Here is a 16,155-nt window from a genome sequence, read left to right as displayed (position 1 = left end):
CCGGATGAACCGCTTCTGATACTCGGCCAGCTTCACCGGCTGCCCGGCAAGCTGCCCCTCTGGGATGATCAGGGTCTCAAGAAAGCTGATTGCGGTCTCAGAGGTCATTTTCCCCCCGGATTTTTTCGTGGGAGAGAGCGGAAGACCCCGCCCCCCGAACCCCCCACCCAAACGAAACGCCGGGCATTGGCACCAGATCGCAGGGCGTGCCGTCACTGGAGATCCGCAGGATTGCAGTATTCATTGGAAGTCTCCCCCTCTCTGTCTGTCAGTTGTGTCAGGAGTGTCAGGAACCCCGGCTGAAACTGACACTCCTGACACAACTGACACCTGATCAGGGAAGCCGTAGATGCCACGTCCCGCCTTGATCAGCGCACCGGCCTTCGCCATGCGTGTCAGGTGCTGGCACACGTTGTCGTATGGAATGCCTGTGGCCTCGGTGATCTCTGTTGGCGTCCCGTGGCCCTCGCGCACCGCGCGCATGATCTTGGACCATGTGTCGCCCTTGTTCGCTTCGAGCGGCTCGCCGTTGATCGTCCAACGGCAGTCTTTCAGCACCACGTCGCGCTCCAGTTCGGCTAGGTCGCGGCCACGGCCATAGATCTTGCCTTCGCCCTGCCCGGTGCCACGGATAAGCGCAATCGTCGTGTCTGCCGTGCCGGTAAGCCCGTTCGTGCCGCTGATACCCTCCAACGGGTCGTCGGCTTCCATTTTGCGTTTGTGGGTGACAACGACCACAGAGACGCGGCGGGCGCTGGCAAGCTGGTGAAGCGGTCGCAACGCGGCCACGTCCTGTTCGTAGGCATTGCCCTTGCCGGTAGCCGACGGTTTCACCATGGCCAGCGTGTCAACGATGATCAGGCGCGGTTTTTGCGCGCCATCAATCCATGCTTCGATCTCTTTCAGACCGCCATTGTTGAGGCGCGGCCAGTCAGTCGCATAGGCCAGCGCCTCGGGCCAGTCGCCTTCACCGGCAATCTTGGTCAAGCGGTCCTGCAAGCGGCGCTCGTTATCTTCGAGTGCCAGAAGCAACACGTCGCCTTGTTCGCACGTCTGGCCCAGAACCTCGGAGCCGCGCGCTACGCCAAGGGCAAAGTCCAGCGTCAGCCATGACTTTCCAAGCTTCGGCGCACCCATAAGGATCGTCAGGCCCTCGGGCAGAAGGCCCGGCACGATCCACCTGATCGGCGGGAAGCTGCGACCTTGCAAAGAACGCGCGGTGCGCAGCTTGGGCTTTGCCGATTGCTCGCCGGGTGTGATGTAGGTCGCAGCGCCGCGTGCGGATTTGGTGGCAGAGACGCCACCGGCACGGGCTTCATTCCACGGTTTCAGATCGTTGAACGGGTCATCATCCACGCGGCGGGCCATGTTGCTAAAGTCGTTCATTGCGCGCCCCCCTTGCGGAAGGTCAGCACCTTGGCCTCGCGCAGCCGCGCCCCGTGCAGATCGGCTTGGCGCCGGGCTTCTTTCAGCGCATCGGCCCGGTTCCAGAACGATTTGACGAAGCGCCCGTTCAGGATGACAGCCGCAAAGAAGCGATTGGCATCGCGGTCAACGTGGCGCTCGATCCAGACAAGCCCGCTCATGCCGCAGCCCTCCCCGAAACATGGGCGAGGAACCCGGCCTGTTCTTTGGGCGACAGGGCGTTGAAGCTGGCGAGGCAGAAAGCTTTGCGCTCGAACGGGGTGGCCCATTCCGCCCAGGTGCGCGCCTCGTCCAGCGCGTTCAACAGCGGCGGAACCGGGGCGCCGGGGCGCATCCGTTCCAGCGCGTCGGACATGATCAGCGCGGCGTCGGCAGGGTCGCAATTCTCGATGACCATGCGCAGAGTGTTTGCCCACTCGCGGCGCATGGTGTAATCTTGCTGCACGTCCCGCTCGGACTGTTCTTTAGCCCCGGTCGCGCCCGCCAGCGCGCCGGGGTTTTCCATTTGCGGCCCGGCTTCCGCAGGAACATTCCGCGAAGATCCTGTGTCAGATTTGTGCCACGAATCGACGGGCGTTCCCGTATCGTTCACGCGACTTGCGACCAGTTTCCTATCGGAAACGACATTTCCGCTTGCAAGAATCTCAGGGCTTCCGTAATCCCGGCGGCGGGACACCTCTCCCCAACGAGAGGCTTATATCTGGAAGGATACCATGGCTGATCTGATCGCCCCGGCTGCGCGCCCGGCCAATCCGCGTTTTTCGTCTGGCCCCTGCGCCAAGCTTCCCGGCTTCACCCTCGACATGCTTGCTGATGCGCCGCTGGGCCGCTCGCACCGTGCCGCCGTGGGTAAGGCGAAGCTGAAAGAGGCCATCGACCTCACCCGTGAAATTCTGGGCGTGCCCGCCGATTACCGCATCGGCATCGTGCCCGCCTCTGACACCGGCGCCGTGGAAATGGCGCTGTGGAGCCTTCTGGGCGCGCGTCCGGTTGAAATGCTGGCTTGGGAATCCTTCGGCGAAGGCTGGGTCACCGATGTGGTCAAGCAACTGAAGCTGGATGCCAAGGTGCAGAAGGCCGGCTATGGCGAGATCGTCGATTTCACCACCGTCGATTTCGACCGGGATGTCGTGTTCACCTGGAACGGCACCACCTCGGGCGTGCGCCTGCCGAATGGCGATCCGATCCCGGCAAACCGCGCGGGCCTGACCATCTGTGACGCGACCTCGGCCGCCTTCGCGATGGACCTGCCCTGGGACAAGCTCGATGTCACCACTTTCTCCTGGCAGAAAGTGCTGGGCGGCGAGGGCGGCCATGGCGTGCTGATCCTCAGCCCGCGCGCGGTGGAACGGCTGGAAAGCTACACCCCGGCCTGGCCCATGCCCAAGATCTTCCGCATGACCAAGGGCGGCAAGCTGATCGAAGGCATCTTCACCGGCGAAACGATCAACACCCCGTCGATGCTCTGCGTCGAGGATTATCTGGTCGCGCTGAAATGGGCGAAGTCCATCGGCGGGCTGAAGGGGCTGATCGCGCGCAGCGAAGGCAATGCCAGGGCCATCGCCGATTTCATCGCCGACAAGGACTGGATCGCCAATCTGGCGGTCGATCCGGCCACGGCCTCCTGTACCTCGGTCTGCCTGAAGTTCACCGATGCCCGCATCAAGGACGGTGCTGCCTTCGCCAAGGCCGTCGCGAAGCGGCTGGAGAAAGAGGGCGTGGCACTGGATGCGGGTGCCTATCGGGACGCACCTCCGGGCCTGCGCATCTGGTGCGGCGCGACGGTGGAAACCACCGATGTGGCGGCACTGATGCCTTGGGTTGAATTCGCCTTTGCGGCGGAAATAGCGGCGCTGACCGAAGCTGCCTGATCCTTTCGGGGGCGCCCCGATGCGCCCCCTCCCCACAATCCCCCGGATGCGCCCTGCGCATCAATGTGAACATACATTCGCAAAGGATACCGCAATGGCTCCCCGCGTTCTCGTCTCCGACGAACTCTCTGAAACCGCCGTCCAGATCTTCCGCGACCGTGGCGTCGAGGTCGACTACATGCCGAAGCTCGGCAAGGACAAGGAAAAGCTGGCTGAACTCATCAACCAGTATGACGGTCTTGCCATCCGCTCGGCCACCAAGGTCACCGAAAAGCTGCTGGAAAGCGCCACCAACCTGAAGGTCGTGGGCCGCGCCGGTATCGGTGTCGACAACGTCGACATCCCGGCAGCTTCGAAGAAAGGCGTGATCGTGATGAACACGCCCTTCGGCAACTCGATCACCACAGCCGAACATGCCATCGCCATGATGTTCGCCGTCGCCCGGCAAATCCCCGAGGCCAATGCCTCCACCCATGCCGGGAAATGGGAAAAGTCGAAATTCATGGGGGTCGAGCTGTTCAACAAGACGCTCGGGGTGATCGGCGCGGGCAATATCGGCGGCATCGTCTGCGACCGTGCGGTTGGGCTGAAGATGAAGGTCATCGCCTATGATCCCTTCCTCTCGGAAGAGCGCGCGAAAACGCTGGGTGTACACAAGGTCGAGCTGGAAGAGCTGCTGGCCAAGGCTGATTTCATCACGCTGCACGTTCCGCTGACCGACAAGACCCGCAACATCCTGTCGCGCGAGAACCTCGCCAAGACCAGGAAGGGTGTGCGCATCATCAACTGCGCCCGCGGCGGTCTGGTGGATGAGGCGGCACTGAAAGACGCGCTGGACAGCGGCCATGTGGCAGGGGCGGCGCTGGATGTGTTCGAAGTCGAACCGGCGACCGAGAACGTGCTCTTCGGCCACCCCAATGTAGTCTGCACCCCGCACCTCGGCGCCTCGACCACCGAAGCGCAGGAAAACGTCGCGCTGCAAGTGGCCGAACAGATGTCGGACTACCTGCTGACCGGCGCGGTGCAGAACGCGCTGAACATGCCGAACGTCACCGCCGAACAGGCCGCCGTCATGGGCCCCTGGATCAAACTGGCCGACCATCTGGGCGCCTTCATCGGCCAGATGACGGACGAGCCGATCAAGGCCATCAATATCCTCTACGATGGCCGCGTGGCGGACATGAACCTCGCCGCGCTGAACCAGTCGGTCATCGCCGGCGTGCTGAAGGCGCATAACCCGGATGTGAACCTCGTCTCCGCCCCCATCGTGGCCAAGGACAAGGGCATTCAGGTTTCGACGACCAAACAGGACAAGACCGGCGCCTTTGATGCCTATATCAAGGTCACCATGGTAACGGACAAGCGCGAACGCTCGGTCGCGGGCACCTGCTTCGCCGATGGCAAGCCGCGCTTCATCCAGATCAAGGGCATCAATATCGACGCCGAGGTCGGCGCCCATATGCTCTACACCACCAACGAGGACGTGCCGGGCATCATCGGCCTTCTGGGCATGACCATGGGCAAGAACGGCGTGAACATCGCCAACTTTACCCTTGGCCGCTCCGGCGTGGGGCAGGACGCCATCGCGCTTCTGTATCTCGATCAGGCCATCGACCCGAAAGTGGTCGACACGCTGGAGGCGACCGGCATGTTCCAGCAGGTCAAACCCCTGCAATTCCACGTCGCATGATACGAAAGGGCCGGGCATCCCCCGGCCCTTTTCCTTTCAAAGCGGCGCGACAGCCGTTCCGCCCGTGAAATCCGCTCACCCGCGCCGCATCCCGGCCTCAGCGCCTGTGGCACCCTTGCCCTTTGCCCCTTGTCCAAATACTCCACGGGGGTCCGGGGGCGTGAAGCCCCCGGGCGCTTTCCATTCCGCGAAGGGATACCCCATGCGCGCCTATGCCATCGGTGACATCCACGGTCATCTGAACCTGCTGCTTGCCGCACATACCTTCATCGCAGAGGATATCGCCCGCCATGGCGGGCCTGCGCCGGTCATCCATCTGGGTGATCTGGTGGATCGCGGCCCCGACAGCCGCGGCGTCATTGAGCATCTGATGCAGGGGCAGGCACGCGGCGAAGACTGGGTGGTGCTGAAGGGCAATCATGACCGCATGTTCAGCCTGTTCCTGGATGACCCTGCGGCACAAGATCCGGGGCTCCGGCCCGATTACACCTGGCTGCACCCGCGCCTTGGCGGGGCAACCACGCTCGCCTCTTATGGCATCCATGCCCCCGGCGACCGGCCGGTCGCGCCGGTCCATGCCGATGCGCTGGCGGCTGTACCGCAGGCACACCGGAACTGGCTGGCCTCCCGCCCCACGATGCACCGGTCAGGCGATCTGGTCTTCGTCCATGCCGGCATCCGCCCCGGTGTCGCGTTCGAGGATCAGACGGAAACCGATCTGGTCTGGATTCGCGAACCCTTCCTCTCGGACGACCGCGACCATGGCGCGCTGATCGTGCATGGCCATACCGCGCTGGATGCACCGACACATTACGGCAACCGGCTGAACCTCGACAGCGGTGCCGCCTATGGCGGGCCGCTGACCGCCGTCGCCTTCGAGGGGCGCGAGGTATTTCACCTGACACCCTCCGGACGCGTGCCATTGCGACCCTGAGCCGCGCGCAACGCGAACAAAACGCCACAATCCCGTCACCCGGCGGTAAACTGGCGTTAATCGACCCGGCACAGGCTGGACTGCGGGGGCAGGTCCAGCAAGGGAGTGTCGGAAATGACGGTGGAAATGATCGACGGAATGCGCGTTCTGAAACTGAGAGATCATTCGCGCAACGCCCAACCCAGGGGCGATGACATGGTGACCATGGTGCATCTGTGGCGCCTGCTCTCGGGCGGGCACGCCCTGCGCGACACGACGCTGGCGCCGCGGCGGTTTCTCTGACCCGGCTCAGGGGGCCGGTTCTGGCCCCCTGCCCCCGGCCACGGGCCGACCGCGCAGGCCGAAGGCCAGCGCCGCCAGCACCACCATGGCGGACAACATTGCCAGCAGAAGGAACAGGCCGCGCGGCCCCATTGACTCGACCATATGGGCAAGTGCGAAGGGCATCCCGATGCCCCCAACCAGACCACCAGCGACGATCAGCGGCGAAACACGGGGATCATGGCCCATGCGCTGCACCGCTGCGACGAAGTAACCGGGGAAGATCGTCGCGGCAAAGGCGCCAGAAGCCACGAACATCCAACCCGGCGAGATGACCATGGCCCCGCCCAGAGACAGCGCCAGCCCTGCGACAGACAGTGTAAACAGCGTGAAGGGCGCCACGAGGTGTGCGACAAAGACCAGAAGGATACGCGCCGCCAGAAACGCCACGAAGAACAGGCTGAGCATTTCCGCAGCGCCCACCTCGGACATGCCGCTGCGCACCAGAGCGGCGGGGCCAAGGCCGATCAGGGTGGCCTCGAACCCCACCCCGAAGGCACCGAAGCCCAGTATGATCCAGTCGGCCCGCAGGCGACCATGGGCCGTATCGGCCAGCGGACGCCCGATGTCGCGGGCAAGCACAAGCGTCACGACGAAACCGGCAGCCAGCACCAGAAACAGCGGCCGGAAGGTCCCGGCGAGCGCGACAAAGGCCAGTGGCGCAAGGATGGCCCCTGCCCCGAAAACCGCATTGATCAGTGTCAGCATTGCCGGGCCGCGCGGCCCGTAGGCGGCCAGCAGGCGCGGGTTGAACAGCACGGCGGCGCAGCCCTGCCCCATCCCGGCCAGCACCGCCCCCGCCAGCATCACGCCCCATCCCATCCCGGCGCCCAGCAGGGCCGAGCCCGCTGCCAGCACGATCACCACAACACGCGGCGTCATCCGCGCGCCCAGCGCGAACATCGCCGCCACCCCCGCGGCGGCGCCGATCCAATGCGCAGTGAACAGCACCGAAACCGAGGCCAGTCCGCGCCCGGTTTCCCGTGCGATCACGGGCAGGGCAGGACCATAGACCGCCTGCACCGCGCCCATCAGCACAAAGACCGCCATTCCCGCCGCCAGCAGGACATGCCGGTCCCGCGCTGTCATTTCCATATCCGTCTCCCGCGGCGTTGCCGCCTTTGCCTTTGGCCCGCTGATGACGCAACGTCAGACTCGCGCCCATCGCGCCCTGCCGCCAGTCTCGCACCGACCCGAGTGAAAGGCTTCCTCATGACCGACATCGTTATCCTCTCTGGTGCCCGGACTGCAATCGGCGCTTTTGGCGGCAGTCTCGCAGGCTTTGCCCCCATCGACCTTGCCACCCATGTCGCGAAAGCCGCGCTGGCGCGGGCGGGGGTGGCGCCGGGCCAGATCGGCACGACGGTCTTCGGCCATGTGATCAATACCGAACCGCGTGACATGTATCTGTCACGGGTTGCGGCGGTGCAGGCCGGGGTGCCCGATACCGCACCCGCGATGAACGTGAACCGGCTGTGCGGCTCCGGCGCGCAGGCGGTGGTTTCTGCGGCGCAGATGCTGATGCTGGGGGATGCCGATTTCGCGCTGACGGGTGGCGCGGAATGCATGAGCCGCGCGCCCTATGCGCTGCCTGCCGCCCGCTGGGGGCAGAAGATGGGCGACGCCCGCGCAATGGATATGATGACCGGCGCGCTGACCTGCCCCTTCGGCACCGGGCATATGGGCGTGACCGCCGAGAATGTGGCGGCGGAATGCGGCATCTCGCGCGAGGATCAGGACGCTTTCGCACTGGAAAGCCAGGCCCGCGCCGCCCGCGCCATCGCGGAAGGCCGGTTCAGGGACCAGATTGCGCCCATCGAGATTCAGGGCCGCAAGGGCATCGTGATCTTTGACACCGACGAACATCCCAAGGCCACCACGGCCGAGGCGCTGGCCGGGCTGAAAGCGGTATTCCAGAAGGGCGGCAGCGTCACCGCCGGCAATGCCTCCGGCATCAATGACGGGGCGGCGGCGCTGGTGCTGGCGCGGGCCGATGCGGCGGAAAAGGCCGGGCTATCGCCCCGCGCCCGCATCCTTGGCTATTCTGTCGCCGGTGTGCGGCCCGAGGTGATGGGCCTTGGCCCCATCCCCGCCGTGCGGCAACTGATGGAGCGTACGGGCCTGACGCTGGCTGATTTCGACGTGATCGAATCGAACGAAGCTTTCGCAGCCCAGGCCCTGGCGGTGACGAAGGAACTGGGGCTTGATCCGGCGAAGGTGAACCCGAATGGCGGCGCCATCGCACTGGGGCATCCGGTCGGCGCAACCGGCGCGCTGATTACCGTGAAAGCGATGTACGAGCTGGAGAGGATCGGCGGCAAGCGCGCCATCGTCACCATGTGCATCGGCGGCGGTCAGGGTATCGCGCTGGCGCTGGAGCGGATCTGACCGCTATTTCAGCAGCACCCGGACGCGGGAGGATCGCCCTTCCGCGTCAATCACGCTCAGCGTGACAAAGCCCGCGCCGGGCATCGCCAGCAGCGCCTCGCGGCTGCGCAGGTCTGTCCGCAGTGGCACACCATCCGCCATCACCGTCAGCGGCAAGCGCCCGCCGCGCAGCTTCACCAGCAATTGCCCGTCCAGCCGCTCGACCTCCGCGCCTTCCGGCGGGAAGGTGACGACCGGCGCGTCGGCGGTCAGTTCGAACGCGGCGGTGCGGGACCGGAAACGGCGAAGGGGTTGCGGCAGTTCGGCATTTGACACCAGCAGCGTCGCCGGGGGGGCCGGTGGCAGCGGCGTCAGGCTGCGGCTGATCCGACCGATCGCCTGAAACAGCACCGGCGCGGCGGTATCGGCGCCGAAGGCCCCCGGCACCGGCGTGCCATCCGCCCGCCCCATCCAGACGCCCACCACATAGCGTCCGTCAAAGCCGATGGCCCAGGCATCGCGGTGGCCGTAGGAGGTGCCGGTCTTGTAGGCCAGCCGGTTCGAGGGCGCGCCAGGCGGCGGCGGCAAACCGGCCAGCACATCGGCCACCTGCCACGCCGCGACCGCCGACATCACCCTTTGCCCCGGCGCACCATCCCCCATGACCCGCAGGGGAAGCGCCACGCCGCCGCGCGCGATGGCGGCGTAAAGCTGCACCATATCGTGCAGCGTCACCCCCACTCCGCCAAGGCTGATCGCCAGCCCCGGCTCGTCCCCCTTCAGCACCGGCGCCATGCCCGCACGGCGCATCCCGGCAATGACCTTGGCCGGACCCAGCGCATCGGTCAGCAGGACGACGGGGATGTTCAGCGACATCTGCAACGCCTCGCGCACCCGCACAGTGCCGCGGAAGATCTTGTCGAAGTTCCGCGGCGCATAGGTGCCGAAGTTGACCGGCTTGTCGTCGATCATGGTTTCGGGATGGGCCAGCCCCTCGTCGAAGGCGAGGCCATAGACAAGGGGTTTCAGCGTGCTGCCGGGCGAGCGGAGCGCCTGCGTCATATCCACGAAGCCCTGCCGCCGGTCAGCCAGAAACCCCGCCGATCCGACCGAGGCGAGAATCTCGCCCGAGCGGTGATCGGCAGCCAGAATGGCGATCTGCAACTGCTCGCCACGCGCCTGCACCGCCTCGCGCGCCAGCGCCTCCAGCGACTTCTGCAATCCCGCCTCGATGGTCAGCTTCAGGCGCGGCACGCCGGGGTTTTCGGCCACCACCCGGTCGGCCAGATGCGGGGCGAGCATCGGTACCGGCTGGCGCGCATCGGGCACCCTTTCGCCCTGCGTCTGTCGTGCCTGCTCGGCGCTGATCACACCATCGCGCAAAGCGCGCTCCAGCACGCGGCCCCGTGCCTCTGCCGCGCGACCGGGGTGGCGGTCGGGACGACGGCTTTCCGGAGCCTGAGGAATGGCGACCAGCAGCGCGGCTTCCGCTGGCGTCAGGCGGCGCGGTTCTTTGCCGAAGTAGGTCAGCGAGGCCGCGCGCAGCCCTTCAAGATTGCCGCCAAACGGCGCGAGGTTGAGGTAGAGTTGCAGGATCTGCGACTTGGTCAGCCGCTGTTCCAGCGCCAGCGCCACCCGCATCTGCCTCAGCTTGCCCGACACCTTGCCGGTGCCACTGTCTTCCAGCAACCGCGCAACCTGCATGGTCAGGGTCGACCCACCCGAAACCACGCGCCCCGACCGGACCGCCTGCGCAACCGCCCGCGCCATTGAACGCCAGTCGACGCCATCATGCTGCCAGAACCGCTTGTCCTCATAGGCCACCAGCATGGCGAGGTAACGCGGGTCCACCTCATCCGGCGTCACAGTCATGCGCCAGCGGCCATCTGCCACGGTATAAGCACGCAGCAGGATGTCGTTGCGGTCCACCACCTCGACCGAGCTTGGCAGGGTCAGCGGCGGCAGATCGGTCGCCGCCACCCAGTCCCGCGCCCGGTCAAGGCCAAAGGCCGCCACCCACAGGGCAGCGACCAGGACAATGGGCCAGCGCGCGCGCATCACTCGGCAATCGTCACCCGGCCGGTGCCGCTTTGGGCGCGGAAGCTCGGGCGATACATGTCCTCGACCGAGGCGGCGGGATGGGTGAAGCTGCCGGGCGAGACCGCGCGCACGATATAGGCCAGCCGGAAGCTGCCGTTATCGTAACGGTCCACCGCCGTCAGGAAACGATCCTGCCGGAACTCGCTATGCGCGGCCTCGGTTTCCAGGCCCAGCCAGTCCAGTGCATCGACATTGCCGCCGCCGATCAGGTTGGGGTTGTCGATCTCGAAACCGGCGGGCAGCGGATCGTTCACCATCAGCCGCGCCTCACCGCGCCCGAAGGGGGTCACCTCCAGCACGGTGACCAGACGGTCGCCGACCTTCAGCCCGTCCAGCGTCGCCGCCTGACCATCCAGCGTGTAATAGCTGCGGCTGATGGAATAGCCGTTGCCAGCCGCCGACAGCGGTTCGGCAGGCACGCCGTAGGTGGTGACCGTCAGGAAGGTCTTCGCGCCGTTGTTCTGTACCTTCACCGGCGCATCGCCATCGGACAATACGCGCACCAGCGGCCCGTCGACGGGCGCCCCGTTCATCGTGACATCCGCCCCTGCCCCGTCAATCAGCGCGTTGGAGGCCAGCAGCGTCCACACACTTTCCTGCGTCGAAAGCGCGCCGGTGGTGGCGATGCGACTGACCAGCTCGTCGCGGTTCACCGCCTGCGAGCCGGATTCCACCGCCAGCGTCAGCACCGCCGCCGCGTCGCGCCGGGTGGTGCCGTAATCCGCCCGCAGGATCTGCGCCGTGTCGGGCTTCGCTGCATCCAGCCGCGCCATCGCCTTGCGGAACATCGCATCGGCCCGCGCCGGATCGCCGTAAGAGGCGAGCGCCGCGCCAAGTTGCGCCTGTGCCAGCGGCGTGGCGAAGGCATCGCCCTTCACATCGGCGTAATAGCGCAGATCGCCAATCGCCGCCGCCCCTTCGCGCGCCAGAACCAGCAGCGCATAGGCCAGCGCCTCGCCGCCCTCGTCGAAGTCGGACTGGTAGTTCACCTGATTGCGCAGATTATCCAGCGCATTGCGGAAGGCCAGCGCCGGCACCTCATGCCCTTGCGCACGGGCCCGGCTGAGGAAATCGGTCACATAGGCATCCAGCCACAGGTCGCCGCCCGAATATTCCGGCGCCGACCACAGGCCAAAGGCACCTTCTGCATTCTGGTTCTGCAGGATTTCGGTAATCGCCTGGTCGATGCGGAGGTTGATATTCCCGGCCCCTTTCAGCTGCATCGCCTGCGCCACCTGATCAAAGTAGACAAGCGGCAACGCGCGCGAGGTCATCTGTTCGGTGCAGCCATAGGGGTAACGATCCAGCGCCTCCAGAAGCCCCGGCGCATTCAGTCGCGCGATGGGACCGACGGCCAGCGTGGCCTTGGCGGTGCCGGGCATCATCCCGTCGAAGGCAGCGGAATCGAAGGTAAACGCCTGCCCCTTGTCCAGATCAAAGCGGCTGACGCGCGCGATCTCGGGCTCGCCCGATTGCACGGGCAGGGTCAGGGTTTTCACCAGGTCCCTACCTTCCGGCGTGGTCAGCGTGACGGTGATCTTGTCGATCCCCGCCGCGCCCGCAGTCACCGGAATACGGAGGCTGGTCTTCTGCTTCTCGCCAAGGTCGATTTCGGCAGGCACGTTGCCAAGGGTAACACCCTCTCCCGCGACGGCCAGTTTCATTCGCCCGGCCGGGCCGGTGGCATGCACGATTTCCAGCAGCAGGCGGCTTTCGTCGCCGGGGGCCATGAAGCGCGGCAGCGAGGCGGTCACCACCACCGGGTCACGCACCAGCACATCGGCGCTGGACTGGCCGACGCCCTTACCGCTCCAGGCGACAGCCATCACCTTCACGGTGCCGTTGAACGAAGGCAGATTGAAGCTGACGCGCGCCAGACCATCGGCCCCCACCTCGACCGGGCCGGTGAAATAGGCCACCAGTTCTTCAGTGGGGGGTGGGGCTTGCAGCCTTGCCTGCGCGCCCGCATCGCCGCCGGAACGCACCTGGCCTTCGGCTCCGTTCAGCCCGTCGATCAGACGGCCATAGACGTCGCGGATGCCGATGCCCAGCTTCTGCTGGCCAAAGTAATAACCCGCCGGATCAGGCGCGGTGAAGCCGGTGAGGTTGAGGATACCCACATCCACCGCCGCAACGGTGACATAGGCGGTATCGCCCTCGGCCACATCCGCGACCTTCACCGCAATGTCCAGCGGGCCGCGCGGCGCGGCCTCGGCCGGGGCCTGCACGGCAACGTCAAGCTTCGCGGCGCCGGGGTCGATGCTGGCATGGGCCAGACCCAGCGCCCGCGCCGGGTTGCGACCAGCCGCCACATCCATCGGTCGCAGCACCGAGGCGGTGACATAGACCCCCGCGCCCCAGTCATCGGTCACGGGCAGATCAATCAGGTTCTCGCCTTCGGCCACATCCACCGCCTGCATGGCGATCAGACGGTCCGACATCACCATGACCAGCGCCTTGCCCGCCGCCCGCGGCACCATGCGCAGCTTCGCCGTCTCGCCCGGCCGATAGGCGGGCTTGTCCAGCGACAGTTCCAGCGTGTCGGGCGTTGCGGTGGCATCGGCGGGCGCATACCAGCCCGCATAGAAGCTGGTCGAGGTTTCGGCCGGCGTGCCGTCGATGCGGCTGACCGAAAGCTCATACTCGCCCCATTGCACCGGGGCCGACACCTGCACCGGATCGGCGCCCAGATCGACCTCGCCACTGGCGATGCGGGTGCGGGTCGTCACCGGCTCCCAGTTCCAGTTGCCGGAGTAGCTATACCATTGGTAATTGGTCTCGACCCGCGTCAGCTCCCAGGCCGCTTTCATCGGCGTGGCGGCCAGATCGGTGCCGACGCCGATCAGCGCGAAACGCGCCTCAGCGTTTTCCGGCACGGTGCCATCGAACAGCGGCTTCACCCCGATCATCGGCGATACCGGCACCAGCGGGGTTTCCACTCGCCGCTCCACCGGACGGCCCGAGCCTTCGGCGATGCGCAGGGTAAAGCGCGCCTCCAGCGGGCGGCCCGGATCATCTGCTTCGGGCAGCGCGGCGGCAACGGTCGCCTTGCCGGCCGCATCGGTGCGGGTGCCGGAGGCGATCGCCTCCATCCGCGCGTCGAACGGCTGATCATGGCGGCCAAAGACATAGCCGGGCCAGGCAGGCAGACCTTTGGCCGCGCGCAGCAGCACCTCGCCCTCGATCGCCAGATCGGCACCGGGCGCGCCAAACAGGTATTTCGCCTCGACACCGATTTCGGCCACATCGCCGGGGGCGAGCGGGGTATCCGGCAGGGTCAGCGCATAGTCGATGCGTTCCGGCAGGAAATCCTCGACTAGGAAGGTCTGCGTGGCCAGAGGCTTCGCCTCAAGATCGGCATAGACCTGCATCTTCCACACGCCACGCGGCGCGCTGCCCGCGATGGGTTGCGCAAAGACATGGCCGCCCTTGCCTGCATCCGCCGCCTGCGCACGGGCATATTCCACACCGTCAGGCCGACGATAAATCGCGGTCAGCGGCAGTCCTTCAACCGCCTGCGCACGCGGATCGCGGGTCAGCGCGGTTGCATAGACGGTTTCGCCCGCACGATAGGCGCCGCGATCCGTGGTCAGGAACACATCCACCGGCCCCGCCGCCTCTCGCCCTTCCACACCACGGTCGGACAGGTCGAACTCCGGGTCAGTCAGCGACAGGAAGGCCAGATCCTTGTCGCCATCTTTCGCCACCAGCATCGAGGGCGCCGCCCCGCCGGTGCCGCGCGCCAGCCCGGCGTCAAACCGGGCATAGCCTTGCGCGTCAGTCACAGCAGTGCCCAGAACATTATTGGTCCGGCTCAGCAGTTCGACCGTCACACCCGCCCGTGCCTCGGCACTTGCGAGGCTGCGAATGATGACATGCAGCCCGTCAGTCCCCGAAAGCGAAGTCATGCCAAGATCGGAGACCACGAACCATTGCCAGGCCGCCGGGATGGCATAGGGGTCCACCCCCGGCACCGCCGCCTTCAGCGCATAGATACCGGCGGGCAGGTCATGCAGCGCCTCGGCCAGCGGCAGGCGCGTGGTGACATCCTTGTTCACCTCGCGCACCACGGTGGCGCTACCCTTCCACAGCTCCTCGCCCACTTCACCGGCGAAACCCTGTTCCTGATATTCGGCAATCGGCCAGTCGATATAGCCATTCTGCGCCGCCCGCAGGATGTTGCGGTCGGATACGCGATACAACGCAAGATCCAGCTTGTCGGTATTCACCGTCACCACCGGCAGCGCCGCCTGATCGGTTTTCGGCAACACATAAGCCCGGCCGGGGAAGCGCACCTGCGCCGCGCGGTCGCGGACATAGGCGCTGATCTGCACCGATTTCGCCAGTTCCTGCCCGTCGGCCGAGGGCAGCCCTTCGCGGAAGGTGAACTGATAGCGTTTGCCATGGCTGACGCCCTCGACGCACAGCTGCCGCCAGCCGCCCGGCTGCACCGTCAGCCCGGTTTCCGGCAGTTGCACGAAGGGGGTGTAATCCAGCCCCGATTCCACCAGATCTTCCGACACATTCACGCAGACACGCGGGCGCGCCGTGTCACTTTGGATATCCGTTTCCAGGATACGGAAGCCGTATTTGCCCGCCGCATTGTCCAGCAGCGCTGCCGTATCGTCCCGCGGCTGGATGGATTGCGCCAGCCGCAGCGCCTTGACCATATCGCCACCACGCCCCTGCGTTTCCATCGCCAGCGCCATCTGCACCAGCGCATTGTGGCGGATCGCGGGTTGCCCGGCCCTCAGATAGGCATTGACCGACGCGGAAAGCGCCCTTTGGCGCAACGATCCGGCGTCATTCTGGTTCTGGCCCGCCGCCGCCAGCAGAAGCCGCGCATATTCCACCCAGAGGTCAGAGCCATCCTCGACGTTCAGCGCGGCACCGACATAGTTCGCGGCCCGCATCGGCTTGCCTTCGGCCTCGTTCTGACGCGCCGCAGCCATGTGTTCCGCCGCCGTCCACTCCCCCGCAGTGTGAAGCTTGCCAAGCCCCTGCGCCTGATCCAGCGCGGCGGCAAGATCGCCATCGTTCAGGAACGTCAGATCGGCGCGACGGGCCGGAGCATCACGCAGCAGCGCGGCATCGGCCAGAATCAGGCGCCCGGAAATCGCCCCCTGATAAAAGCCAGGCTCGCCCGGCGCCGCCTTCACGAAACACGATCCGTTCCGCGTGTTGAAGGTGAAATTGGTACAGCGGGATTCCGCCATGCAGGCGCGTTCACAGGCGTCCAGAGTCGTATCGAACTGCGATGACAGATCCCCGCCCGGAAGGTCGGCATCCTGCGTCAGCGCGAATCGCTTGGCCGGAACCAGTTCCTGCGCAGACGACAGCCCCGGCAATCCCAAGGCAAACACGGCTGCAACAAAGGCAGAGCGAAACAGGCGCATCGGAAAATCCCCCGGAAAACACTTGGGCCTGATGCTGCCACGCCCGGAGGC

Annotated in this window: 11 protein-coding genes; 5 read left to right on the top strand and 6 right to left on the bottom strand. The window is 66.0% G+C overall.

Annotation, left to right across the window (positions count from 1 at the left end):
* Positions 1-240 precede the first annotated feature (240 nt).
* Genes AO684_RS11250 through AO684_RS22020 form a run of 3 tightly spaced genes read right to left on the bottom strand, consistent with a single transcriptional unit; the run spans position 241 to position 1,930 of the window.
* A complete protein-coding gene (locus AO684_RS11250; RefSeq protein WP_054302844.1) occupies positions 241-1,386 on the bottom strand; it encodes an AAA family ATPase in 1,146 nt (381 codons plus the stop codon).
* Positions 1,383-1,586, bottom strand: coding sequence for a hypothetical protein (locus AO684_RS11245; RefSeq protein WP_054302843.1), 204 nt, complete (start codon positions 1,584-1,586; stop codon positions 1,383-1,385). The genes AO684_RS11250 and AO684_RS11245 overlap by 4 nt, the downstream gene beginning before the upstream one ends.
* Positions 1,583-1,930: a hypothetical protein gene (locus AO684_RS22020; protein ID WP_054302842.1), complete on the bottom strand. Its 348-nt coding sequence runs from the start codon at positions 1,928-1,930 to the stop codon at positions 1,583-1,585. Before AO684_RS22020 ends, AO684_RS11245 begins: the two co-directional genes overlap by 4 nt.
* A 208-nt stretch (positions 1,931-2,138) precedes the next feature.
* Between AO684_RS22020 and AO684_RS11235 the strand changes: the two genes are divergently transcribed.
* The 4 genes from AO684_RS11235 (at position 2,139) to AO684_RS21830 (ending at position 6,202) form a co-directional block, all read left to right on the top strand.
* Positions 2,139-3,296 carry a phosphoserine transaminase gene (locus AO684_RS11235; RefSeq protein ID WP_054302841.1) on the top strand — a complete coding sequence of 386 codons (1,158 nt, stop codon included), beginning with the start codon at positions 2,139-2,141 and terminating at the stop codon, positions 3,294-3,296.
* A gap of 94 nt (positions 3,297-3,390) precedes the next feature.
* Entirely contained in the window at positions 3,391-4,986 is a 1,596-nt protein-coding gene (gene serA / locus AO684_RS11230; RefSeq protein WP_054302840.1) for a phosphoglycerate dehydrogenase, read from the top strand.
* Between the two features lie 202 nt (positions 4,987-5,188).
* Entirely contained in the window at positions 5,189-5,920 is a 732-nt protein-coding gene (locus tag AO684_RS11225) for a metallophosphoesterase (RefSeq protein WP_054302839.1), read from the top strand.
* Positions 5,921-6,034: 114 nt separating this feature from the next.
* Positions 6,035-6,202 carry a hypothetical protein gene (locus tag AO684_RS21830; protein ID WP_158640712.1) on the top strand — a complete coding sequence of 56 codons (168 nt, stop codon included), beginning with the start codon at positions 6,035-6,037 and terminating at the stop codon, positions 6,200-6,202.
* 6 nt (positions 6,203-6,208) lie between these two features.
* Here AO684_RS21830 and AO684_RS11220 read toward each other — a convergent pair whose 3' ends face one another.
* Positions 6,209-7,336, bottom strand: a complete 1,128-nt coding sequence (locus tag AO684_RS11220; protein ID WP_054302838.1) for a sugar MFS transporter — start codon at positions 7,334-7,336, stop codon at positions 6,209-6,211.
* A 117-nt stretch (positions 7,337-7,453) separates the two neighbouring features.
* Between AO684_RS11220 and AO684_RS11215 the strand changes: the two genes are divergently transcribed.
* Positions 7,454-8,629 carry an acetyl-CoA C-acyltransferase family protein gene (locus AO684_RS11215; protein WP_054302837.1) on the top strand — a complete coding sequence of 392 codons (1,176 nt, stop codon included), beginning with the start codon at positions 7,454-7,456 and terminating at the stop codon, positions 8,627-8,629.
* Positions 8,630-8,632: 3 nt separating this feature from the next.
* Here AO684_RS11215 and pbpC read toward each other — a convergent pair whose 3' ends face one another.
* Both pbpC and AO684_RS11205 read right to left on the bottom strand, forming a co-directional pair.
* Positions 8,633-10,669, bottom strand: coding sequence for a penicillin-binding protein 1C (gene pbpC / locus AO684_RS11210; RefSeq protein ID WP_054302836.1), 2,037 nt, complete (start codon positions 10,667-10,669; stop codon positions 8,633-8,635).
* Complete coding sequence (locus AO684_RS11205) at positions 10,666-16,104, bottom strand: alpha-2-macroglobulin family protein (protein ID WP_054302835.1); 5,439 nt, start codon at positions 16,102-16,104, stop codon at positions 10,666-10,668. Before AO684_RS11205 ends, pbpC begins: the two co-directional genes overlap by 4 nt.
* Positions 16,105-16,155 lie beyond the last annotated feature (51 nt).

Source organism: Gemmobacter sp. LW-1 (assembly GCF_001303875.1).
In the GTDB taxonomy this organism is placed as follows: Bacteria; Pseudomonadota; Alphaproteobacteria; order Rhodobacterales; family Rhodobacteraceae; genus Gemmobacter; species Gemmobacter caeni.
The sequence above is the reverse complement of the archived record's forward strand: the minus strand, read 5'-3'. Positions and strand labels throughout refer to the sequence as shown.